General features: G+C 63.5%; 18 protein-coding genes and 2 pseudogenes. 13 read left to right on the top strand and 7 right to left on the bottom strand.

The genetic code is table 11. From position 1 onward, the window contains the following. The first annotated feature begins 1 nt into the window (after nt 1). From KZO24_RS05680 to trhO, 7 genes and pseudogenes are all read left to right on the top strand, one after another. Complete coding sequence (locus KZO24_RS05680; protein WP_486487144.1) at nt 2-1627, top strand: NADH-quinone oxidoreductase subunit M; 1626 nt, start codon at nt 2-4, stop codon at nt 1625-1627. Continuing rightward, nucleotides 1533-2996, top strand: coding sequence for an NADH-quinone oxidoreductase subunit NuoN (gene nuoN / locus KZO24_RS05685; RefSeq protein WP_271183218.1), 1464 nt, complete (start codon nt 1533-1535; stop codon nt 2994-2996). The genes KZO24_RS05680 and nuoN overlap by 95 nt, the downstream gene beginning before the upstream one ends. Further along, nucleotides 2993-3691: a biotin--[acetyl-CoA-carboxylase] ligase gene (locus KZO24_RS05690; protein WP_271183219.1), complete on the top strand. Its 699-nt coding sequence runs from the start codon at nt 2993-2995 to the stop codon at nt 3689-3691. Before nuoN ends, KZO24_RS05690 begins: the two co-directional genes overlap by 4 nt. A gap of 14 nt (nt 3692-3705) precedes the next feature. After that, on the top strand, nt 3706-4485 hold the full coding sequence (locus KZO24_RS05695; RefSeq protein WP_271183220.1) for a type III pantothenate kinase: 780 nt from the start codon (nt 3706-3708) through the stop codon (nt 4483-4485). Then, nucleotides 4482-6106, top strand: a pseudogene (locus KZO24_RS05700) (ribonuclease J). Before KZO24_RS05695 ends, KZO24_RS05700 begins: the two are co-directional and overlap by 4 nt. 10 nt (nt 6107-6116) lie before the next feature. Beyond that, nucleotides 6117-6407, top strand: a complete 291-nt coding sequence (locus KZO24_RS05705; RefSeq protein ID WP_271183222.1) for a DUF1467 family protein — start codon at nt 6117-6119, stop codon at nt 6405-6407. Nucleotides 6408-6445: 38 nt separating this feature from the next. Continuing rightward, a complete protein-coding gene (gene trhO / locus KZO24_RS05710) occupies nt 6446-7405 on the top strand; it encodes an oxygen-dependent tRNA uridine(34) hydroxylase TrhO (protein WP_271183223.1) in 960 nt (319 codons plus the stop codon). Between the two features lie 57 nt (nt 7406-7462). On the opposite strand, the gene KZO24_RS05715 is transcribed toward trhO, so the two are convergent. Then, nucleotides 7463-10105, bottom strand: coding sequence for a coiled-coil domain-containing protein (locus KZO24_RS05715; RefSeq protein ID WP_271183224.1), 2643 nt, complete (start codon nt 10103-10105; stop codon nt 7463-7465). Between the two features lie 69 nt (nt 10106-10174). Here KZO24_RS05715 and KZO24_RS05720 point away from each other — a divergent pair, with 69 nt between their 5' ends. The 4 genes from KZO24_RS05720 (at nt 10175) to KZO24_RS05735 (ending at nt 14089) form a co-directional block, all read left to right on the top strand. Continuing rightward, nucleotides 10175-10477: an Hpt domain-containing protein gene (locus tag KZO24_RS05720; RefSeq protein WP_271183225.1), complete on the top strand. Its 303-nt coding sequence runs from the start codon at nt 10175-10177 to the stop codon at nt 10475-10477. 89 nt (nt 10478-10566) lie between these two features. Continuing rightward, nucleotides 10567-11748, top strand: coding sequence for a hypothetical protein (locus tag KZO24_RS05725; RefSeq protein WP_486486967.1), 1182 nt, complete (start codon nt 10567-10569; stop codon nt 11746-11748). Nucleotides 11749-11849: 101 nt separating this feature from the next. Next, the gene (locus KZO24_RS05730; RefSeq protein WP_486486968.1) at nt 11850-12719 is read left to right on the top strand and encodes a hypothetical protein; all 870 of its coding nucleotides are present in this window, start codon (nt 11850-11852) and stop codon (nt 12717-12719) included. Then, complete coding sequence (locus tag KZO24_RS05735) at nt 12674-14089, top strand: sensor histidine kinase (protein ID WP_271183228.1); 1416 nt, start codon at nt 12674-12676, stop codon at nt 14087-14089. The genes KZO24_RS05730 and KZO24_RS05735 overlap by 46 nt, the downstream gene beginning before the upstream one ends. Nucleotides 14090-14457: 368 nt before the next feature. Here the strand turns inward: KZO24_RS05735 and KZO24_RS05740 are convergent, their stop codons facing one another. Both KZO24_RS05740 and gltX read right to left on the bottom strand, forming a co-directional pair. After that, entirely contained in the window at nt 14458-15741 is a 1284-nt protein-coding gene (locus KZO24_RS05740; RefSeq protein ID WP_486486969.1) for a citrate synthase, read from the bottom strand. A gap of 11 nt (nt 15742-15752) precedes the next feature. Continuing rightward, a pseudogene (gene gltX, locus KZO24_RS05745) lies at nt 15753-17203 on the bottom strand (glutamate--tRNA ligase). 135 nt (nt 17204-17338) lie between these two features. Here gltX and KZO24_RS05750 point away from each other — a divergent pair. Beyond that, nucleotides 17339-17692 (top strand): hypothetical protein, encoded by a 354-nt coding sequence (locus tag KZO24_RS05750; protein WP_486486970.1) that lies wholly within the window; start codon nt 17339-17341, stop codon nt 17690-17692. A 132-nt stretch (nt 17693-17824) separates the two neighbouring features. Then, a complete protein-coding gene (locus KZO24_RS05755) occupies nt 17825-19453 on the top strand; it encodes a ComEC/Rec2 family competence protein (protein ID WP_486486971.1) in 1629 nt (542 codons plus the stop codon). Between the two features lie 194 nt (nt 19454-19647). Here the strand turns inward: KZO24_RS05755 and lexA are convergent, their stop codons facing one another. From lexA to trpC, 4 genes are all read right to left on the bottom strand, one after another. Next, nucleotides 19648-20340, bottom strand: a complete 693-nt coding sequence (gene lexA / locus KZO24_RS05760; protein WP_271183231.1) for a transcriptional repressor LexA — start codon at nt 20338-20340, stop codon at nt 19648-19650. Nucleotides 20341-20459: 119 nt separating this feature from the next. Continuing rightward, nucleotides 20460-21662: a molybdopterin molybdotransferase MoeA gene (locus KZO24_RS05765; RefSeq protein ID WP_271183232.1), complete on the bottom strand. Its 1203-nt coding sequence runs from the start codon at nt 21660-21662 to the stop codon at nt 20460-20462. Then, nucleotides 21659-22144 carry a cyclic pyranopterin monophosphate synthase MoaC gene (moaC, locus tag KZO24_RS05770; RefSeq protein ID WP_271183233.1) on the bottom strand — a complete coding sequence of 162 codons (486 nt, stop codon included), beginning with the start codon at nt 22142-22144 and terminating at the stop codon, nt 21659-21661. Before moaC ends, KZO24_RS05765 begins: the two co-directional genes overlap by 4 nt. A 16-nt stretch (nt 22145-22160) precedes the next feature. Continuing rightward, nucleotides 22161-22952: an indole-3-glycerol phosphate synthase TrpC gene (trpC, locus tag KZO24_RS05775; protein ID WP_486486972.1), complete on the bottom strand. Its 792-nt coding sequence runs from the start codon at nt 22950-22952 to the stop codon at nt 22161-22163. Between the last annotated feature and the right edge of the window lie 7 nt (nt 22953-22959).

Below are 22959 nucleotides of genomic sequence, written 5' to 3' on the forward strand. Positions count from 1 at the left end.
GATGACTGGTTTTCCGATCCTCAGCCTGATGCTGCTGGTGCCGCTCCTCGGCGCACTGGCATGCCTCTTCCTCGAAGCGAAAGCGGCGCGCACCGTCGCGCTGCTCGCAACCCTCGTCGATCTCGTCCTCGGCATCGCCCTGTGGATGAACTTCGACGTGGGCGGCGCCCAGTGGCAGTTCACCGAGCGCCTGAACATCTTCTCGGGCTTCACTTACGCCCTCGGCATCGACGGCATCGCCCTGCTGCTCATCATGCTCTCGGTTTTCCTCATGCCGATCTGCATCGGCGCGAGCCGTTCGATCGAGAAGCGCGTGGGCGAATACATGGCCGCCTTCCTGCTCGTCGAAGTGTTCATGCTCGGCGTGTTCATGGCGCAGGACATGTACCTGTTCTACATGTTCTTCGAAGCCGGCCTGATCCCGATGTATCTCATCATCGGCATCTGGGGCGGTGCGGACCGCATCTACGCTTCGTACAAGTTCTTCCTCTACACGCTGCTCGGCTCGGTGCTGATGCTCGTCGCGATGCTGTGGATGGTCCACACCGCCGGGACCAGCGACATCCCGACGCTGATGGCCTACGACTTCGACCCGCATGTCCAGACCTGGCTGTGGCTCGCCTTCTTCGCCAGCTTCGCGGTGAAGATGCCGATGTGGCCGGTCCACACCTGGCTTCCGGCGGCGCACGTTCAGGCGCCGACGGGCGGCTCGGTCATCCTGGCGGGCGTGCTGCTGAAGATGGGCGGCTACGGCTTCATCCGCTTCTCGCTGCCGATGTTCCCCGAAGCCTCGGTCTATTTCGGACCGCTGGTGTGGGGCCTGTCGATGGCCGCCGTCGTCATCACCTCGCTGATCGCGCTGGTGCAGAGCGACATGAAGAAGCTGATCGCCTATTCGTCGGTCGCGCACATGGCGATCGTCACCATCGGCCTGTTCGCCTTCAACGTGCAGGGCCTCGAAGGCTCGATGCTGGTGATGCTCAGCCACGGTCTGGTCGCAGGCGCGCTGTTCCTGTGCGTCGGCGTCATCTACGACCGCCTGCACACCCGCGAGATCAGCCGTTACGGCGGGCTCGCGATCAACATGCCGCGCTACGCCGTGTTCTTCCTGCTGTTCACGATGGCCTCGATCGGCCTGCCGGGCACCAGCGGGTTCGTCGGTGAATTCCTGAGCCTCGGCGGCATCTATCAGGTCTCGACCTGGACGGCGCTGATCTGCACCACCGGCATCATCCTGGGCGCGGCGTACATGCTGTACCTCTACCGCCGGGTCGTGTTCGGCGAGCAGAAGAACGCCGATGCCGCCGCGATGCCCGACCTCGACGCCCGCGAACTGGCGATGGTCATCCCGCTTGCGCTCGCCGCGCTATGGATGGGCGTCTACCCCGAGAGCTTCATCGCTCCGATGCGTGCCGACATCGCCGCGCTCGACGCGCGCCTCGCCCGTGCCAAGCCGGCCGGTGACAGCGCGCCTACACCTGGAAAAGCTAAGCCTGCGCACGAAGAAGCCGCTGCGCATGGGGGTCACACTGATGGACTGGTCGCACTCCCTGCGCTTAATCGCGCCGGAAGAAACGCTGAGCATTGCAGGTCTGATCCTGCTTCTGATCGCCGCCTGGGGTGGTGACAAGGCAAGCCGCCTGATCTCGATCCTCGCCGTCACGGCGCTGGTCGGCGCCGCGTTCCTCGTCGCCCCCGCGCTGTGCGGCGGCCACATGGGCCCGGACTACTCCGCCTTCTTCGGCCAGGTTCACGCCGATGCCTTCTCGGCCTTCGGCAAGATCCTGATCTACCTTTCGGCCGCCGCCACGCTCGTCGTCGCGCCTGCCTTCTTCGAGCGCCTCGGCGCGATGCGGGCCGAGTTCCCGATCCTCGTGATCTTCGCGGCGGTCGGCAGCGGCATGATGGTGTCGGCGGGCGATCTGCTGGCGCTCTACATCGGCCTCGAAATGAACTCGCTGGCCGCTTACGTGCTGGCCGCCTTCGTGCGGACCGACGGACGCTCGGCGGAAGCGGGCCTCAAGTACTTCGTGCTGGGCGCGCTGGCCTCGGGCATCCTGCTGTTCGGCATGAGCCTGACTTACGGCTTCACCGGCACCACCTCGTTCGCGGGCATCAATGCGGCGCTTAGCGGTGGTCTGTCCAACGGCGCACTGTTCGGCATCGTCTTCATGCTGGCGGGCCTCGCCTTCAAGATCAGCGCCGTGCCGTTCCACATGTGGACGCCGGACGTCTACGAAGGCGCGCCGACCCCGGTGACGAAGTTCTTCGCCACTTCGGGCAAGGTCGCGGCCATCGGCCTGACCATGCGCGTGATGCTGGATGCGTTCGGCGACCAGTCGGACGCATGGCGCCAGATCATCGTCTTCGTGGCGCTTGCCTCGATCGTGGTTGGTGCGCTGGGTGCGATCGGCCAGAAGAACATCAAGCGCCTGATGGCCTATTCGTCGATCAACAACGTCGGCTTCATCCTCGTGGGCCTCGCTGCGGCGAACCCGCAGGGTGCTTCGGCGATGCTGTTCTACCTCGTGATCTACGTCGCGATGACCGTCGCGGGCTTCGTCACCGTGCTGATGCTGCGGGACGAAAATGGCGAGAACGTCGAGGAAATCGGCCAGTACGCGGGTCTCTCGCGCACCCGTCCGGGCCTTGCCGCCGCGCTGGCATTCGTGATGTTCAGCCTTGCCGGTATCCCGCCGATGTTCGGCTTCTGGGGCAAGTTCCTGGTCTTCAAGGCTGCCGTCGATGCTAACATGATGCCGCTTGCGGCGATCGGTTTCGCGGCCTCGGTGATCGGCGCGTTCTACTACCTGAAGGTCGTCAAGGTCATCTACTTCGATGAGCCGGTCGATGCCATCAAGTGGAAGAGCGACGTGTGGCACAAGGCGATCCTCGGCGTGACCTGCCTGTTCATCTCGCCGCTGGGCTATCTGCTGAGCGGATGGCTGCAGGGCCTGACGGACACCGCCGCGACTGCGCTGTTCCACACGCTTTGATCGAAACCGTAGCAGAAACGGGGTCCACCAACGCGGACCTCGCGCAGCGGCTCTCCGGCGGTGAATACCTGCCAGAGGGCCGCTGGCTCGTTGCGGACCGGCAGAATGCGGGCAGGGGGCGCCTCGGGCGCGTCTGGGATGACGGTGCGGGCAATTTCATGGGCTCGACCGTGGTGCGCATCGCGCCCGGCGATCCATCACCTGCCACGCTGGCGCTGCTGACGGGCCTTGCGGTTCATGAGGCGCTCTCGCGCTTCGTCAGTGCCGGCCTGATGCTCAAGTGGCCGAACGACCTGCTACTTCACGAAGCCAAGGTCGCGGGCATCCTGCTGGAAATGGTATCAGGCGTGGTCATCGTCGGCATCGGCGTGAACCTCGTCCATGCGCCCGAAGTCCCGGGCCGGCGGACCGCTGCGCTGGGCGATCTGGCCCCGAGCCGCGATATCTTCGCCGAGGCGCTGGCTGCCAGCTTCGACACCGAACTGCAGCGTTGGCGCTCGGTCGGCCTTGCCCCGCTGCTGCGTCGCTGGCAGAGTGCGGCGCACCCGCAGGGAACCCCGCTTCGGGTGCTTCCGCCCGGTGAAGACGCGGTCGAAGGTGCGTTCGCGGGACTGGCGGAGGACGGAAACCTCCGCCTCGCCCTGCTTGACGGATCGATCCGGACGATCCACGCGGGTGACGTCCTGCTCGTATGAGGAACTGAAAGAGCATGCTGCTCGCTATCGACGCCGGCAATACCAATGTCGTCTTCGCGCTGCTGGAAGGTCGCACGATCAAGGGCCGCTGGCGCATCGCCACCGATCCGCGCCGCACGGGCGACGAATATGCCGTCTGGCTGATGCAACTGCTCGCCATTCGCGGCGTGAAGGCGCAGGAAGTCACGCAGATCGTGATTTCTACCGTTGTCCCCCGCGCGCTGCACAACCTCGAGATACTGGCCCGCCATTACTTCGAGATCGAACCGCTGATCGCCGGGCAGGGCAAGGCCGAGTACGGCATCGACATCGACGTGGAACAGCCCAGTTCGCTCGGCGCCGACCGGGCGGTGAACGCCATCGCCGCGCACGACAAGCATGCGGGCGACCTCATCGTCGTCGATTTCGGCACCGCGACCACCTTCGACGTGATAGACTTCAACGGCGCCTACAAGGGCGGCATCATCGCGCCGGGCATCAACCTCTCGCTCGATGCGCTGGTGGGCAATACGGCCAAGCTGCCGCGCATCGCCATCGCCGCGCCCAAGAGCACCAGCGTCGTCGGCCGCAACACCGAGGACCAGATGCTGATCGGCGTCTTCTGGGGCTACGTCGCGATGATGGAGGGCCTGATCGCCCGCATCCGCGCCGAGATCGGCCGCCCAGCCAAGGTCATCGCCACGGGCGGCCTCGCCGTCCTGTTCGACGAGGCCACCAATATCTTCGACGCGGTCGATGCCGATCTCACGATAGACGGCCTCGCCATCATTGCCGAAAGGGCAGCTTTTAAGTGATTCCCGGTAAGGAACTTTTGTTTTGTGCGCTCGGCGGTTCGGGCGAAATCGGCATGAACGTCAATCTCTACGGCTGTCAGGGCAAGTGGCTGATGGTCGATCTGGGGATGACGTTCTCCGGCAACGAATATCCCGGCGTCGATCTGGTCTTCGCCGACCTCGACTTCATCGAGAACGAGCGTGAGAACCTTCTCGGCATCGTCCTGACCCATGCCCATGAGGACCATATCGGCGCGGTCCCGTACTTCGCCGAGGAACTGGGCGTGCCGCTTTATGCGACGCCGTTCACCGCCAAACTGGTTGCCGCCAAGCTGGAAGAGGCGGGCATCCTCGACCGGGTCGAACTCAACGTGGTCGATGATCTGGAGAACTTCCAGATCGGCCCGTTCGGCATCCGCTACGTGCCGCTGGCGCACTCGATCGCCGAAGGCAACGCGCTGCTGATCGAGACGCCTTATGGCCGCATCTTCCACACCGGCGACTGGAAGCTGGACGACGAGCCGCAAGTCGGCACCCCGGCGACGCAGGCCGAACTGACCGCCATTGGCGACGAGGGCGTTCTGGCTCTCGTCTGCGATTCCACCAACGTGTTCAATCCTGAGGCTTCCGGTTCGGAAGGCGACGTCTACCGGGGCCTGCTGGCCGAAGTGAAGAAGCACAAGGGCCGCCGCGTGCTGGTGACGACTTTCGCCTCCAACGTCGCGCGCCTGCAGACGCTGGGCGATGTCGCGAAGAAGACCGGCCGCCAGCTGTGCGTCGCGGGCCGCTCGCTCGACCGCATCATCCAGACCGGCCAGTCCTGCGGCTATCTCAAGGACTTGCCCGACCTCGTCGATCCCGACACCGCGATGGACCTGCCGCGCGGCGACGTGCTTATCGTTGCCACCGGGGGCAGGGGGAACCGCGCGCGGCACTCGCCCGCGTGGCCGAGGGCAACCATCCGATCAAGCTCGACAAGGGCGACGTGGTGCTGTTCTCCAGCCGCCAGATCCCCGGCAACGAAATCCAGATCGGCCGCATCCAGAACCGTCTGGCGGAGCAGGGCGTCATCGTCGTCACCGACCGCCAGAGCGAAATACACGTCTCCGGCCATCCGGGCCGGCCGGAACTGGAAGCGCTCTATTCGTGGATCAGACCGCAGATCCTGCTGCCGGTGCATGGCGAAATCCGCCACATGAAGGAACAAGCTCGCCTCGGCGTTGCCAGCGGCATTCCCAAGGCGATCTTCCAGAAGAACGGCGATCTCGTGCGTCTTGCGCCCAATCATCCGGGCAAGTTCGGCGAAGTGCGCGCGGGCCGTTTGGTGCTCGACGGCGACATCATCGCGCCCGCTGACGGCGAGGCGATCATCATGCGCCGTCGTATCGCCTTCAACGGCGTCGTCTCGGTGGCGGCCGATCGCAAGGGCCATGTCGAGATTTCCGCGCTGGGCCTGCCGCTCGACGAGGACTACGCCGGGTTCGTCGAGGAAGCCAGGCGCGATGTTGCCGAGGCGCTGAAGCGCGCGGGCAAGGCGGATCGCGATACGCGCTCCGAAGCCGCGCGCCTTGCCGCGCGCCGCGCCGCGACCCGCTGGTCGGGCAAGAAGCCGCAAGTGCAGGTGCTGCTGCTGGAGGATTGATGCGATGGCGATGAACTGGACCTCCATGATCGCGATCTATGCGCTGTTCTGGGTGCTGAGTGCGTTCGTTGTCCTCCCTGTCGGGCTGCGCACGCCGGACGAGGTGGAGGGCCATGTCATCGAGAAGGGCCACGCCACGAGCGCGCCGGTGAACTTCCGCCCGAAGCTGGTCGCCCGGCGGGCGACCATCGTGGCGGTGGTGCTTTTCGGGCTCTACTACGCCAATTATGCGAACGGGTGGATCACCGTGGACGACGTGAACCTGTTCGGGACGCCGCCGGTCAAGGATCTCGGCTACTGAGCTTTGGCTTTGGCGTCGTTCCGCGCTAGAGGCACGCCATGGAACCACTGGATACCAACGCGCGGCGTCTGTGCGTGGCGGCGCTTTACTGCTTCACCCGTTTCGACGACCCCGCCGAGCTGAAGATGCCGCTCGAGGCACTGTGTCACACGCACGGCATTCGCGGCACGCTGCTGCTGGCGGGTGAGGGGATCAACGGGACTATCGCCGGGACCGAGGCGGGCGTCGCCGCGATCGTTGCGCATGTGCGCGGACTACCGGGCTGCGCTGGGGTGGACGTCAAGTTCTCCGACGCGCCGCACATGCCGTTCCATCGTATGAAAGTGCGGATCAAGCGCGAGATCGTAACGATGGGGCAGCCGGATATCGATCCGTTGGCGACCGTGGGCACGTACGTCGAGCCGCAGGACTGGAATGCACTGATCTCCGATCCGGATACGATCGTGATCGATACTCGAAACGACTACGAAGTGGCGGTAGGTACTTTCGCCGGAGCGATCGACCCTCAAACCGAGACATTTCGGGAGTTTCCCGAATGGTTCCGCGCCGAGCGCGAGAGGTTGCTGGGGCAGGGGAAGCCGCCGAAGGTGGCGATGTTCTGTACCGGCGGCATCCGCTGCGAGAAGTCGACGGCTTTCCTCAAGCAAGAAGGCGTCGAGGAGGTCTATCACCTCAAGGGCGGGATTCTGAAATATCTGGAAACCGTGCCGCAGGAGCAGAGCTTGTGGGAGGGCGAATGCTTCGTCTTCGATCAGCGCGTGACCATCGGGCACGGACTGGTCCAGGGCACCTACGAACTGTGCCACGCCTGTCGCCGCCCGATCAGTGCGGAGGACAGCAAATCCGAACTCTACGAGATCGGTGTGAGTTGTCCCGCTTGCCATGGCGAGCGCACTGACGAACAGCGTGCTGCCTATCGCGAGCGGGAAAGGCAGGAGAAACTTGCCTCAGCCCGGGGCGCGGCGCATGTCGGTGCGGTCTACCGGGATGCGAATTGATCATTCAGCCGTAGGGGCCGGAACGCGATTGAATGCAATCGCGTTCCGGGGCCAAACTTAGCCCCGCAGACGCTCGATGCCTTGCGCAAGTGCCACGTAGAGCTTGCCCATGTCCGAGGACAGGAGCGTCACGCCCAGCGCATTGCCGTCGCGGGTCGAGAGGACCTGCCGCAGGATCGACTCGAAGTCGTGGATGTATCGGCTGACGTTGGCGCGGAAGGCATCGTCGCGCTCGAAGATTTGCTGGATTGCCTTGATTTCTCCTGCATCGAGGAGGCTCACGGCTCGACGGGTGAAAATGCCTCGATCACCGCGCAAGTAGGCGGCCCAGGCGCTGTCGGCGATGTCACTCGACAGCACCGTAGCGATGTCGATCGCGTTCGAATTGAGCGATTCCGTGATGAAGGCGGCGCGGCGGGCGAAGTCGTTGTCGACTTGCTCCTCGGCCTTCTCGCGGGCCTGCGTGACGCGGCCCTCGAGATTGCCGACGAGATCGTCGACCTTGGTGATCTGCTCGCGCAGTTGGGTCGTCGCTTCACGGGTGACGCCCGAGGCATGGGCTACCGCCTGTTCGAGCTGACCCGAGATTTCCGCGACTTTGCCGCGCATGGCCTTTTCAATGGCTGCGGCGCTCTCGTCGGCCAAGGTCTCGGCGATCCGTGTGATGCGTTCGGCGCTGTCTTCCTCGATCGCGGAAACCGTCTCGTCGAGGGTCGTACCCAAGGCGGCGAGTGCACCGATCAGCGCGCCGCCTGCCTTGTCCGCAGCGGTCTGGGTGGCCGTGTCGATCTCGCCGAGCGTGTCCTGAAGCCGTCCGAGCAGCGCGGCATGATCCGCTCCACGCGCCGAGATCTGAGCCTGCGCCTGAGTGAGGCCGCCTATGAGCGCATCGAGATCGCGCCCCGATACCCCGATTTCGGCGGCAACGTCCTCGCCACCCTGCGCGGCTTCACGCAGTTGCGCCAGAACCGCGCCGAGCCCGTCCTGAATTCGGCGGAGGCGATCTTCCGATACGGCGAGCGCCTCGGGAAGCGTGCTGCCGGTCTGGCGGGCGCTCGCCTGGATCAGTTCCAGCAGGCGAACGCTATCCTCGGTAAGTTTTTCCACTTCGGTGTCGGTCGCCGCCAGTGTCGCGCGCGCGGCCGTCAGACGGTCGGTCAGCACCGAGAGGCTGGTCGAAAGGCGATCTTCGACTTCCCCGGTCTGCGCGGTGATGGTTTCGATGCGAGCCTCAAAGCGGCCAAGTTCCCCGGTCACTGCGGCCGCACGTTCGGCAAGGGCGGCGGCCTGAATGCGGTGACGTTCCAGACGTTCGGCAATCGATGCGTCAAGTTCGCCCAGCATATGATCGATGCGGGCGATGGCGTGGCGTTCCTGCTCGACCTGGCGTGACTGCCGCTCCTCGGCCTCCATGGCCAGGCGCTCAGCGCGCAGGCCGATCGACTCATCGATCTGGCACGCATCCGTCGCGATCCCGGCAAGGCGCCCTTCGAGCGCTTCGATCGCGGTCTGCTGGGCCTCGGCAATGGCGATACCGGCGGCCGTCTGCTCCTCGGACAGTTCGGATAGCGAAGCCCGCAAATTCGCCGTTGCGCGCTCTTCGGCCTGTCGCAAGGCGCGCGAGACGACATCGCTTTCGTCACGCAGAGCGCTGAGGCGGGCGCGCAACGAAGTGAGGCTTTCCGCCTCTTGCCTGTCCAGCTGCTGACGCCCCTGGTCGATTTCGTCCGTCAGCGCCTTGGCGCGGGTACGAATCGCCGCGAGCGCATTGATCTCATGCTTGTCGAGGCGGTTGCGGAAATCCTCACCGCGCTCGTCGAGCGCGATGAAGCGTGCGGCTACGACCTGTTCGAGCTGCTCGCTGCGCGCGTTGAAGCCGTCGAGCGTCTCGTTGACCTGATCGCGCAGTACCGAAACCTGACGGGTGCTGGCCGAACCGAACTCGTTCAGTCGGTTGAAGCCGTTGATCATGTCCTCGAGCTGGGCATGAGCAGTGCGGCCGGCATTGGCGATGTTGTTGGTTACATCCTTTGCCGAGCTGGCAATGACCGGCAGTTGGCCGCGCAGCTTCTCCATGTTGTCGAGGGCTGCGGTGCTGACTGAACTGATCGAATCGACGCGCGCGCCATTGTCACGCACGAGTTCCTGCAGGCGCTCGGCATTCTGGGAAAGGCGTTCGGCGGCGAGGCGTCCCAGCGTTTCGAGGTCGCGCGTCTGGGCTGCGATGAACTCTCGGGCCAGGCTCAGTTCGCGGTTCACGGTGGTGAGTCGTCGTTCGAGGAGGGCCGATTCGGTCGAAAGTGCGTGAGCGACGTGGCCGAAGCGTCGACCCTCGCGCGTGCTGTGACGCATCGTGATCAGCCAACCGAGGCCGATCAACAGGACGGGCACGCTCCACTGCATAACGAGCGCCGGAATCTCGGCCAAAGGCAGGCCCGTTCTGAATGCGGGCAGGCTAGCGAAGACGAACAGACCGCTCCATGCGACAATGAGAGCTCCGGCTACGGCGGGCGCGAGCCATTCGTTGCCGGAAGCCGATGCGAGCAGCTCCTCGCCGCCATCGGACGCAACCCAGGCGTCGTCCCAGGTTTCGGACGCTTCCGTCTCGATTGCTGATTCGGCCGCGATTGCCGGCGCATCGGCCTCCGACGTCTCGCCGTTGCCTGCGCCGAATGCGATGATCCTGTTTTCCCCAACCATCCGGCGAGAATACCACGTGCACCGGGCCGATAAACCCCGGTTTAAGACTTCCGAGATTAAGCTGGGGAAATGGCGTATGAAGCTGGAGCCCTCGAAGCCACTCTTGCCGCTGCGGCGGGTGGCGACCCCGTGCTGATCGCGGAGTTGCGCGCGGCCTATATCGAGGGGGTCGGCCGGCAGGTTGATCTGCTGGAGCGGGCCCGCTGCGACGGCAACTGGGTGATCGCCGCCACGCGGTTGAAGGGCCTTGCCGCGAGCTTCCATTCGATGCGATTGCTGGAAATGGCGCAGGATGCGCTGGACGCTGCACCAGGCGAACCGACCGTGGTGCGTCGCCTCAAGTCCTATCTGACGGAGTTTTCCGGAACCTGATCCGCCGCTTTGGCTTGGCACTTGGCGTGGACCTGCCTACATCTTGCCGGGGTGCTGGAGTTTCTAATTTGCGCATAGCATTGTTGGCCATGACGGAGCCTGCGGCGTCGGGGCAGCCGTTCCCGCGCGCATTCCTGCGCGTTGCGGGCGCGAGCGTCGCGCAGCATCAGCTCGGCATGGCGCTTGCGCTCGAATGCCAGCGTGTCATCTGCATGGCGCGCGGCACCTCGCCGGAACTGATCGCGCTTCAGCATGATGCGGAGGACGCCGGACTACAGTTCGCCATCGCGACCGGAGCCGGACAACTTGCCGGGCTGGTTACGGCCGGAGATGAACTGATCGCGGTTTCGGAGGGCCTTTTCGCCGATCCTACCGCTGCGGCCAGCTTGCTGGAGGGGCGGGCTCCCGTCGTGCTGGTCCAGCCGGTCGAGGGCGCTCTTGCGGCAGGTTTTGAGCGCATCGACATCAACCGCGCCACGGCGGGACTGATGCGTGTACCGGGTACACTGGTCGAGCGGCTGCACGAATTACCGCTCGACGTGGACGCTATTTCGGCGCTGACACGCATTGCGCTTCAGTCCGGTATCGCCATGCACGAGGTGCCGGCGGCAGCCTGCGCCGGTTCCGGCTGGCGCATGGTACGCAGCGAGGCGGAAGCCTATGCACTGGAAGACGAGTGGATGCGCACGCGTTTCGTGCAGGACGGTCCGCGCACTCCCGGGCGCGCTATCGCGCGTTTCGCGGTTCTGAGCTTTGGCTCTTCGCTGCTGCATGCAGGCAATGCCAGCAATGTCGTATCCGCAGCTGTGCTGGTCGCGCTCGTCATCGCGGTGGGGGCGGGCTGGTTTGGATTGTTGTGGTGCGCCTTCGCGTTCCTGGCGGTGGCATGGCTGCTGGTGGAGGCCAGTCGCCTGCTGCGCGCAGCGGAGCGACATGCGTTGGGACAGGCTTGTCCTGCGATCCCGCGCGCGGATGCCTTGGTCTGGCTGGTCGACGTGGCCTTCGCCGCGCTGATCCTGTTGGACACGCCCCGCTTTCCAGGAGAACCCGTGCTGGCGTGGCTGAGCACTCCGGCAATTCTGATGATGCTTCTGGTGCTGCTGCCACGCATCGCCATCGGGCGCTTCGCCGGTTTCTTTGCGGACCGGGCATTGCTCGGCGTGGTCCTCGCATTCGCTTCGGGCTTCGGACAGGTTCTTCTTGTCGTCAGGCTTCTTTCGGCCGGTCTCGCGGCTGCGGCACTCGTGTTGCCGCGGCGGCGCGACGGATAACCTCGAATTAACCAGATGCCGGTTAGAAGGGTCATATGATCGATCAGGCCGTTCATCCGGCGAATACGCAAGCCGCAGAGGCAGCGCTGCGACGCGACCTCGTGCGCGGCGACGCGGCGGCGGCTTCCGCGCTGCCGATGCTACGCTATCTCGTTGCGGCTGATCAGAGCGCTGCGCTGAGCGAGGAAATCCTGGCGAGGGTCAGGGGCATTTTGTCGGACATCGCCGGTCAATTGCTCGATGCCCTGATAGGCACCGCGGACCGGCGTGCCCATGCGCCTGATGAAATCGCGGTGCTGACCCGCGCCTTCCTCGACGACGCAGCCCTGCTTGCGCATGTCCATGCTGTTGCGCTGGAATGGCAGTTGACGGAGCGACTGCAGGAGCGGCTCGCCCTCGATCCTGTCGCGTCTCCGTTCGTGCGGGACAGGATCGCATCCGGCGACGCTTCGGCGCATGGGTTCCTATCCGCGCAAGCGCGGTGGAGCCAAGGACAACGCCGCATGGCACTTTCTGTGGCGGAATTGCCCGAGGCCGTGCTCGAAGCGGTGCTCGCCATCCTGCGCGCGCTGGTCGGTGCCGAGCCGGCGCTCTCCGAACGCGCCTCCGCTGTGGAACGGGAGGTGCGAAGCAGCCATGCTGCGGTTTCCAACCGGCTCATATGGGCCGAGCGCATGGTCGCCGATCTTGACCCGGCGGTGGCATTATCGATCTCGCAATGCGGCGTCACATTGTTCCTGTCTGCGCTTGCATTGGCCTCTGGACAGGTGCGCGATGCGACAGTCATGGCGACATTGCCTGACCAGCAGGCGCGACTGGCTTTGACGCTGCTTGCTGCGGGGGCGCCCGCCGATGTTACCGAAGAACAAATCCGGATGATTCACGGAGGGACGAAACTTCCGGTGGGCCTCGCGGGGATCGAGGAATGGCGCGCGGCATCGATCCTGACGAATGGCGCGACTGCGCAATGACCCTTGGTGACGGCACCATACTCGCCCGCGCCGCATGCGACGCGCATGATCGCCTGCTCAGCGCTGACGAACCCCTGTTCGGACTTCAGCGCCGGTGCGGCGGCGAAGTGCCCGGCATTGTCGCGATTCCCGAACTGCTCGACCTCGTGCGCGGTGCGCGCCAGACGCGCTGTCCCGTCGCGCAAGTCATCAGGGCGCAGGACGACAGCGATGCGATATCGTTCTGGGTCGAGGTGGAGCCGGAGGAGGAGGGGTGCTCGATCCGCGTGCGCAGTTGGCAGACTGCCGCTCTGGTTTCTGAGGAAGGCGCCTCAGGCGAGAGCCGGCGGAGAGTAACTGACCGGCATGTCACCGAACTTTGCGCGTGGCTTGATGCCGGCCAGCGCCTGATTGCGGTAGCCAGTGATTCTCCGGAACTCGCGCAAGTCGTCACGGCCATGGAGGGTGGCATCGGGCATTGCTGGACCGATTTCCTGCAGCCAGAGAATGTGACACATCAGCAGCCACTGCACTGGCGTCTGCTCGATGGAGCGCCGGTGATCGTCCCCGGTTCATCGCGGTCCTGGCGTGTCTCGCTCGTGCCCCAGATCAAGCCTGGCTTCGAGCCGTCGGGCTTCGAATTGCTGCTGTTGTCGGACGAGGCTGCTTCGGGCTGGGTGCCTGCCGTGCCCGATCCCATTCCGGTCCAGCGTCGCGGGTTGGTCGGGCAGGATCTGGCGCCGGTTCTCAGACAGCCGATTGCGCGGATCGTCGCGAATGCCGAGACAATTCGCACACGGCTGGCAGGACCACTGCCCGATGCCTACGCGGAATATGCTGGCGAGATCGCAAGCGCAGGCAAGCTGTTGCTGGACCTGCTGGAGGACATGGCTGACCTTGAAGTCGTCGAAGACGACAGCTTTTCCACCAATCCCGATTTTATAGATCTTGCCGAGGTGGCCCGACAGGCCGCCGGTATCCTGGGCGTCCGGGCACGGGAAAAGGGCATCGTGATCGTGTCGCCGCCATCGGATGATCATGCTCCGGCGCTCGCGGAGTTCCGGCGCGTGCTGCAGGTTCTCCTCAATCTCATCGGCAATGCCATCCGCTATTCACCGAATGGATCGCGTGTGGATGTTCATGTCGAGGTAGAAGGTGTCCATGCCCGTGCGATCGTGGCAGATCAGGGGCCGGGCCTCAACGTCAGCGACCAGGCTCGCGTGTTCGAGAAATTCGAGCGTTTGGGACGTAGTGGTGACGGGGGTTCCGGTCTGGGCCTCTATATCTCGCGGCGACTGGCGCGCGCGATGGGCGGTGATTTGCTGATCGAGAGTGTCCCGGGCGAAGGGGCCCGGTTCATCCTTGAAGTCCCGCGCGACACCGAAGCCTGATCTGCGTCTAGCATCTGCGGCCCAACCACACCACGATACCGCCGACCATCGCGAAAACCGCGCCGCGCACGGCCCAGGCACGATCGGCAATCATGACGCTGTCGGCGGGCCACTTCAGTACGCCGGTTCCTTGCAGGACAACGAAAATCCCTGCTGCCATTGCCAGGAGGCCAAGGATAGTAGCCAGGATTCTCACAATTGGCATTAACGTGCGCCCCCATTTGAACATGCAGGTTGCGCTTCGGATGCGGCGGGATTGTGGCGGGCAGGCTCAAATGGGGCAAACTTCAGGCTCGGCGCAACGAAAAAGGCCCCCGCATTCGCGAGGGCCTTCGTTCGGGTAACCCGCGACTGCGCGCGGATGAACCTCAGCGCTTGTCGAGCGGCACGTAGTCGCGCTGCGTCGGGCCGGTGTAGAGCTGGCGCGGGCGACCGATCTTCTGGCCGGGATCGGAGATCATTTCGTTCCACTGCGCGACCCAGCCCACGGTACGGGCGAGGGCGAAGAGCACGGTGAACATGGTGGTCGGGAAGCCGATCGCCGAAAGGATGATGCCCGAGTAGAAGTCCACGTTCGGGAACAGCTTCTTCTCCGCGAAGTAGGGATCGCTGAGCGCGATCTCTTCGAGGCGCAGCGCGGTCTCGAACAGCGGATCGGTGACGTTGAGGGCTTCGAACACTTCGCGCAGAGTCGACTGCATGACCGTCGCGCGCGGGTCGTAGTTCTTGTAGACGCGGTGACCGAAGCCCATCAGGCGGAACGGATCGCTCTTGTCCTTGGCGCGGTCGATGTAGTGCTGGATGCGATCGGGGGTGCCGATCTCCTTGAGCATGTTGAGCGCGGCTTCGTTCGCGCCGCCATGCGCAGGGCCCCACAGGCAGGCGATGCCCGCTGCGATGCACGCGAAGGGGTTCGCGCCCGACGAACCGGCAAGACGCACGGTCGAGGTCGAGGCGTTCTGCTCGTGATCGGCGTGGAGGATGAAGATGCGGTCCATCGCCTTTTCGACCGCCGGAACCACCTCGTACTCTTCCGCGGGCACGCCGAAGGTCATGCGCAGGAAGTTGCCGGTGTAGCTCAGCTTGTTGTCCGGATAGAGGAACGGCTGGCCGACCGAGTACTTGTAGGCCATCGCCGCGATCGTCGGCATCTTGGCGATCAGGCGGTGCGAGCTGATCTTGCGATGCTCGGGGTCGGCGATGTCGGTCAGATCGTGGTAAAACGCGGAAAGCGCGCCGACCACGCCGCACATGATCGCCATCGGGTGCGCGTCGCGGCGGAAACCGCGATAGAACGTCGCCAGCTGCTCGTGCAGCATGGTGTGGCGCGTGATGGTGTTCTCGAACGTGGCAAGCTCGTCCTTGCTGGGCAGTTCACCATTCAGCAGCAGGTAGCTCGTTTCCATGAACGAGGAGTTCTCTGCCAGCTGGCCGATCGGATAGCCGCGGTGCAGCAGAACGCCTTCGTCGCCGTCGATGTAGGTCAGCGCCGACTCGCAGCTCGCGGTCGAGGTAAAGCCCGGATCGAACGTGAATGCGCCCGTCTGGCCGTAGAGCTTGCGGATGTCGATGACGTCCGGACCCACGCTTCCCTTGAGAACGGGATAGTCGTGTTCCGCGCCGCCGACGCTCAGTTTAGCCTGATCACCCACCAATTATCTCCTTATGACTGCGACCCGGCGGGAACCTGAGCCTGTTCGCCGATGCGCGCGAGGCTCTCTTCCCGTCCGAGCAATACCAGTACGTCGAATATCCCCGGCGAGGTCGTCTGACCCGTCAGGGCTGCCCGCAAGGGTTGCGCGAGCTTGCCGAGACCCAGTCCCAGGTCTTCGGCCATTGCCTTCAGGTTGGCTTCCAATGCCTCGAGAGTCCAGTCGGCCTGGCCGGACAGGCGCTCATGGATCGCGGCGAGGCGCTCGCGCCCTCGTCGGTCAGGAGCGCCAGCGCCTTCTCGCTCATGGCGAGCGGACGCTGGGCGAAGAGGAAGGCAGAGCCTTCTGCAAGTTCGTTGAGGTCCTTGGCACGGACCTTGAGTACGGGCATCGCGCGGACCAGCAGGTCGGCAGGGCCATCGCCGTCGACGCCTTCAAGGCGCGCTTCGACGAGGCCCGCAAGCCGCACATCGTCGGCCTCGCGCAGATAATGCCCGTTGAGATTCTGGAGCTTGGCAAGGTCGAAGCGCGAGGGGCTCTTGCCCACATCGACCATGTCGAACCATTCGATCGCCTGCTCGCGGCTGATGATCTCCTCATCGCCGTGGCCCCAGCCGAGGCGCAGCAGGTAGTTGAACACGGCCTCGGGCAGCAGGCCCATCTCGTCGCGATAGGCATCGACGCCCAGCGCGCCGTGGCGCTTGGACAGCTTGGCGCCGTCCGAGCCGTGGATCAGCGGCACGTGGCCGTAGACCGGCACGTCCCAGCCCATGCCGTTGATGACGACGAGCTGGCGGAAGGCGTTGTTCAGGTGATCGTCGCCGCGCAGGACGTGGGTGACGCCCATGTCGTTGTCGTCCACCACCACGGCCAGCATGTAAGTCGGGGTGCCGTCGCCGCGCAGGATGACGAAGTCGTCGATTTCCTCGTTCTGCACGGTGACCGTGCCCTGCACGAGATCCTCGATCGTCGTCGAACCCTCACGCGGGGCCTTGACGCGCACCACCCAGGAACGGTCGGCCGGCCAGGTCGCGGGATCGGCATCGCGCCATTCGCTGTCGATGCGGAACGGGCGGCGTTCTTCCTGCGCCTTCTGGCGGCGCTCGGCGAGTTCTTCCTGTGTCAGGTAGCAGCGATAGGCGTGGCCGTTTTCCATCAGCTGCGCGGCGACTTCGGCATGACGGTCCGAGCGGGCGAACTGGAACACCGGCGCCTCGTCACCGTCGAGGCCCAGCCAGGACAAGCCGTCGAAGATCGCGTCGATCGCGGGTTCGGTCGAACGGGCGCGATCGGTATCCTCGATACGCAGCAGATACTTGCCGCCATGACGGCGCGCGAACAGCCAGTTGAACAGTGCCGTACGAGCGCCACCGATATGAAGGTAACCGGTCGGCGAAGGAGCAAAGCGCGTTACGACGGCCTTTTTGCCAGTCGCTTCGCCCGATGCACTGCCGCTTGCCATCTACCCGACCTTCCTGTCCTATTGGCGACCATGGGAACCCCGGTCGCAATCTGTGAAATTCCGTCTCCGGGAGGCCCCGGGACCGCTGCATTGCAGCATGGGCCATGGACCGCCGAGGGCCTCTTGTCGAGGGTTTTGGCAGTCGTCGAGCGATTTCTTTCCAATGCCGGATTCGAACGGACTCCATGGCTCACCGTAGCCTTTGCAAGCGGCATAATTGCGTGGTTTTGGCTATCTTCCGTGCTGTCGTGGATCGGCTTCTGCTGCGGCTTGATTGCAGTTTCTGCAACTTGTTATGCGTCCTTTCCTTTGCGGAGCAGTTATCCGCATTTCAGCCGGGCAATCATGGTATTGCCCTTGCTGGCGGTCGCGGGCTGCCTTGCGGTTTGGGTGCGGTCGGAAATCGTCGGCCAGCCGGCAATCGAAAGGCCTGTAGCGGGCAGTTTCATCGCGCGGGTCCTTGCTATCGAGATCGCAGCCTGCGCTTGATCGCGATCGCCTGCTGCTGGCCATGCGCGATCCGATAAGAGGTGTGCCCATTAAGGTCAGGCTCAACGTTCCCGGCAAGCGTTCCGCGGCGGGGATCGGTAGGGGGATCTCGTAGCATTCAGGGCGCGGCTGATGCCGCCGGCGCCGCCCATGCTTCCGGGCGCATACAACTTTGCGCGAACAGCCTGGTTTGCCGGCATTGCCGCTACCGGATCGGTCGTGGGAGACGTGAAGGTCGTCCGGGAATTCAGCGCAGGCGCATGGGCACTATCGGATATACGTCAGACGCTAACGGATCATATTCGCGTTCGCATCGGGGAAGAGCGCGCAGGTATTGCCGCGGCATTCGTCACCGGTGATCGCGGAAATATTTCGGAGGCCGATGATCAGGCCATGCGCGATTCGGGGCTGGCGCATCTGTTGTCGATAAGTGGGCTTCATGTCAGCGCGATGGTGGGGGCAGTGTACCTCGTGGCCATCCGATTACTGGCGCTTTCCTCATGGATGGCGCTCCGGGTGAGGTTGCCGGTAATCGCGGCCGGCGCAGGAGCCCTCGCCGGTGTAGCTTACACCCTTTTGTCCGGTTCTGAAGTCCCTACAGTCAGATCATGCATCGGGGCATTGCTGGTGCTGTTCGCGCTCGCCCTTGGGCGTGAGCCCTTGTCCTTGCGCATGCTGGCGGTTGCAGCGTTCTGCGTTCTTCTGCTGTGGCCCGAGGCAGTAATGGGGCCCAGTTTTCAGTTGAGCTTCGGAGCGGTTCTGGCGCTTATCGCAGTCAGCACATCGGAACCGGTGCGCCATTTCCTTGGGCCGCGTGACGAAGGGATGATCGCAAGAGCAATGCGCCATATCGCTCTATTGCTTTTGACCGGCGCGGTAATCGATCTGGCACTCATGCCTATCGGCCTGTACCATTTCCACCGCGCCGGCGTATATGGAGCGCTGGCCAATGTGGTCGCGATCCCGTGGTCGACCTTCATCGTCATGCCGTTGCTGGCTAGCGCATTGATCCTCGACATCGCCGGGCTGGGAGGGCCTTTCTGGTGGCTGGCGGGCGTTTCGGTGGATGTGCTTGTCGGACTGGCACATTGGTTCGCTTCAAGACCGGGGGCGGTCAACCTGCTGCCGGGTACCGACGCCTGGGCATTCATGCTTTTTGTGTCGGGCGGGCTTTGGCTCGGTCTATGGACCGGCCGCATCCGCTGGGCGGGGTTTCCCATTGCCGCGATCGGTGTGCTTTTGCTCGCGATGGCCCCGCCTGCAGATATATTGGTATCGGGCGACGGTCGCCATGTCGGCCTTGTCGAAAACGGCGGAAATCAGTTGTTCTTACTCAGGGACAGCAAAGGAGGCTATGCCCGGGACAATCTGATGGAGTTCGCGGGGATAGAAGCGGAACCCGCCACGCTTGATAAGTGGCCAGGCGCAAGGTGCAACCCGGACTTCTGTAAGGTGCCGATTGAGCGATCGGGGAAAGTCTGGCACCTGCTGATGTCGCGTGGACGCGATTCCGTCGCGGAACGTTCGCTTGTTGCAGCATGTGAGCACAGCGACATTGTCATCTCAGATCGCTGGTTACCACGTAGCTGCCGCCCGCGCTGGTACAAGGCCGATCGTGGATCTTTGGCTAATACGGGAGGATTGGCCGTTTATCTGGGCAAGGGGCGCATCGATACTGTGGCTCAGACGCAGGGCGCACACGGCTGGTGGCATTCCTCACCATTTCATGTCCGTGAGAATGGACCTTCAACCACCAACTAGCGAACTAAGCGTGGTTCTTCCGGCGCGTGAGGACTTTCATAGTCCAATCCGAAGCCGGATTTTGCCTAATATACCGGATTTGACCTAATATGATTGCCGCAATGCGTATCGCAAGAAACTCCGGCACGGATCAAAACCGTCCGGAGTAAGTCGCGCTACTTGCCACAACGATGGTGAATCGGACTGGAAAAGTTTTAATTATACCGACGAAGCAGGCCAGCGAGCTTGCCCTGGACTTCCACTTCATCCGGGCCATATATCTGCGGTTCGTAAGCGGCGTTTGCAGGATCTAGGCGAACCATTCCAGCTTCACGTCGCAGGTATTTCAACGTGGCTTCTTCGCCACGGATGAGAGCCACCACGATCTCGCCATCCCGGGCAGCATTCGTGCGCTTAACTAGCGCGAAATCGCCATCCAGAATGCCGGCTTCGATCATGGAATCACCGGAGACCTCCAGCGCATAGTGTTCGCCCGAACCGAGCAGCGCAGCCGGGACAGGCAGGGTCGATTGCCCTTCCAGTGCCTCGATCGGAACGCCTGCCGCGATACGACCGTGCAGTGGAATCTCGATCACGTCATTCGCCGCTTCTACGGCGGGACGAGGTGCCTGAAGAGGGGGCACCCCATGATTGCTATTGGCAGCGGATGGACGTGGCGCCTTGCTGCCCGTATCATCCGGTTGACGCAAGACTTCCAAAGCGCGCGCACGGTTGGGAAGGCGGCGAATGAAGCCTCGCTCCTCCAGCGCCGAAATCAGTCGGTGAACACCGGACTTCGACTTGAGATCAAGGGCTTCCTTCATCTCCTCAAAGCTGGGAGAGATGCCGCTTTCTTCAAGCCGTGCCTGGATGAACCGGAGCAATTCGTGCTGCTTGCGAGTCAACATGGTCGCTGCCTTTTCGTGACCTTCGAACCAGGCAAGTCCTGATCCCGCTTGTTCTCGTAGTGAACAATGGGGGAACAATCAAGCAACCAATTGAACTCAATTCAAGCAATGCCGTCATTCTAGAGCAGGAAAATCCGAACTTCGTCTCCTGCAGCCGCCGGCGCGGCCATTGCCGCGCGATCTACCAGCACATTGCTTGCGGCCAGAGAGGACAGGGCGCCGCTGTCCTGCAGTGCATTGACGGTCACGCTTTCGCCATCCCACCAACCGCGAAGAAACTCACGGCGGCGACCGTTGGCGCGCAGCGGCATACTTAGCCTAGCGGCCAGCCGCATTGGCAATGGCCTCGCGGCACCCTGCATCGCTCGCAGGAGAGGAAGCAGAAAATGGTAGGCCGTAACGTAGCTGGAGACCGGATTTCCGGGTAGTCCCAGTATGATCTGTCGCCGTCCCGTCAGTTCGCGCGTGGCGACGAGGATGGGTTTGCCGGGCTTGATCGCCACGCGCCAGAAATCGATGCTCGCGCCCCAGCGTTCGAGTGCCGGGCGGATGAGGTCGTGATCGCCGACAGAAGCGCCGCCGCTTGTCACGATGAGATCGACGTCGTCGGATGCCTCGAAAGCGCGCGTGATCGTGTCGATATCATCCGGTACAGGTCCGACCCGCTTCGCATCGACACCCAGCGCTGAAGCCATAGCCGCCAGCATGACGCCGTTGCTTGCGGGAATCTGATGGGTTGCGCAGCATTCCGGGTTTTCAGCGAGTTCATCGCCGCTGTCGATCACGGCCAGCCGCGGTGTGCGATGGACAGGCAGGTGCGTATGGCCCGAAGCGATTGCCAACGCCATTTGCGCCGGAGTGATGCGCGCGCCCGGCAGCATGATTTCCGTCCCCGTGACGAAATCCATTCCGCGATGTCTGATATGCTTGTGCGCGGGATCGGGTGCTTCACCCGACAACGTCAGGATTTCGGCATCTCTAGCAAGGTCTTCCTGGAGAATGACTGCCGCCGCATCGACCGGCAATATTGCGCCCGTTGAAATGCGTACGGCTTCGCCGGTGGAGAGGGCGCCGACATGGGGATGTCCGGCGGCGCTCTCTCCGATCACTCGCCAGGGGCCCTGCAAGTCTCCGGCCGTCACTGCATAGCCATCCATCGCAGACAGGTTGGCCGGTGGCTGCGTGCGTCGGGCATATAGCGGTTCTGCGAGATACCGGTTGTATGCGCCCTCGATATCGACTCGCTCTATCGGAAGGGGTGTGGCCAACGCCAGCAATCGAGCCTGTGCGTCCTCGAGCGAGAGCGGCGCCGATTTGTTCATTCGGCCCACCCGTCCAGTTTCCAGTGGCCCGACTTGCCGCCGATCTTTTCTACAAGGCGGATGTCACTGATGACCATGCTCTTGTCGAGCGCCTTGGCCATGTCGTAAATTGTCACAAGTGCGATGGAAGTCGCTGTTATTGCTTCGATTTCAACGCCGGTTTTTCCCGTCAAGGATGCTCGGGCAATTACCTTTATCGCGTTGTCTTCGAACGAGAACTCCAGATTTACGGCATCCAGCGCGAGAGGGTGACACATCGGAATGAGTTCTGCCGTGCGCTTCGCCGCCATTATGCCAGCGATCCGCGCAGTACCTAGAACGTCACCCTTGGGCGCATTTCCAGCGCGAACGGCGGCGAGGGCGTCCTCGCTCATCGAAATCCGACCGGAAGCTATGGCAGTGCGCTGTGTTTCGGCCTTGGCACCAACGTCGACCATGCGGGCGTTGCCGTTGGCGTCGATATGCGTGAGGGACTTGTTCATCGCAACCCCATGGGCATTACGTTCCGGTGAGAAGGGCGCGCGTCGCCGCTTCTATATCATTTTTGCGCATCAGGCTTTCGCCCACCAGGAAGGTGCGGGCACCGCAAGATGACAGGCGCTCCAGGTCGGCGTGGACGTTTATCCCGCTTTCGCTGACCAGCAAGGTGCCTTCGGGCGCCTGCGGGGCCAGTCGCTCAGTGGTCGCGATGTCGGTAGCGAAGCGCCGCAGATCACGATTGTTCACACCGATAAGACGTGATTTCAAAAGGCTTGCACGTTCCATCTCATGTTCATTGTGAACTTCGACCAGGCAGTCGAGACCGCGCTCGATAGCCGCGGATCTGATTTCCGCCATCAACACGTCGTCCAGCGCAGCGACGATGATGAGGATGGCATCCGCACCGATCGCGCGCGCTTCCGCCACCTGCCATGGATCGACCATGAAGTCCTTGCGGATGATCGGAAGGTTACAGGCGGCACGGGCCTCGACGAGGAAATCCTCATGTCCCTGAAAATAGGGAGCGTCGGTCAGCACGGACAAGCATGCGGCACCGCCTCTCTCGTAGGCGACAGCATGTTCTGCGGGGCGAAAATCGCTTCTGATCAGTCCCTTGGAGGGTGAAGCTTTTTTGATTTCCGCGATGAGCGCATAGCCCGTTTCCGCCTTGGCGCGTAACGCAGCTTCAAAACCGCGAGGATGCGTCTGCGCGGCGGCGCGCGCATCGAGGTCCGCTATGGTAGCGAGAGCCTTGCGGGCGGCGACTTCCTTGCGCTTGGTGTCGCAGATTTCAATGAGCTTGTCGGACATCAGTTCC

It is taken from the genome of Novosphingobium sp. NFX11, assembly GCF_057376415.1.

Excerpts from the sequence above, each read along its gene's own strand:
- KZO24_RS05680 (WP_486487144.1), top strand. The coding sequence starts at position 2 with ATGACTGGTTTTCCGATCCTCAGCCTGATGCTGCTGGTGCCGCTCCTC.
- nuoN (WP_271183218.1), top strand. The coding sequence starts at position 1,533 with ATGGACTGGTCGCACTCCCTGCGCTTAATCGCGCCGGAAGAAACGCTG.
- KZO24_RS05695 (WP_271183220.1), top strand. The coding sequence starts at position 3,706 with ATGCTGCTCGCTATCGACGCCGGCAATACCAATGTCGTCTTCGCGCTG.
- KZO24_RS05705 (WP_271183222.1), top strand. The coding sequence starts at position 6,117 with ATGAACTGGACCTCCATGATCGCGATCTATGCGCTGTTCTGGGTGCTG.
- trhO (WP_271183223.1), top strand. The coding sequence starts at position 6,446 with ATGGAACCACTGGATACCAACGCGCGGCGTCTGTGCGTGGCGGCGCTT.
- KZO24_RS05715 (WP_271183224.1), bottom strand. The coding sequence starts at position 10,105 with ATGGTTGGGGAAAACAGGATCATCGCATTCGGCGCAGGCAACGGCGAG.
- KZO24_RS05720 (WP_271183225.1), top strand. The coding sequence starts at position 10,175 with ATGGCGTATGAAGCTGGAGCCCTCGAAGCCACTCTTGCCGCTGCGGCG.
- KZO24_RS05725 (WP_486486967.1), top strand. The coding sequence starts at position 10,567 with ATGACGGAGCCTGCGGCGTCGGGGCAGCCGTTCCCGCGCGCATTCCTG.
- KZO24_RS05735 (WP_271183228.1), top strand. The coding sequence starts at position 12,674 with ATGGCGCGCGGCATCGATCCTGACGAATGGCGCGACTGCGCAATGACC.
- KZO24_RS05755 (WP_486486971.1), top strand. The coding sequence starts at position 17,825 with ATGCCGCCGGCGCCGCCCATGCTTCCGGGCGCATACAACTTTGCGCGA.
- lexA (WP_271183231.1), bottom strand. The coding sequence starts at position 20,340 with ATGTTGACTCGCAAGCAGCACGAATTGCTCCGGTTCATCCAGGCACGG.
- KZO24_RS05765 (WP_271183232.1), bottom strand. The coding sequence starts at position 21,662 with ATGAACAAATCGGCGCCGCTCTCGCTCGAGGACGCACAGGCTCGATTG.
- moaC (WP_271183233.1), bottom strand. The coding sequence starts at position 22,144 with ATGAACAAGTCCCTCACGCATATCGACGCCAACGGCAACGCCCGCATG.
- trpC (WP_486486972.1), bottom strand. The coding sequence starts at position 22,952 with ATGTCCGACAAGCTCATTGAAATCTGCGACACCAAGCGCAAGGAAGTC.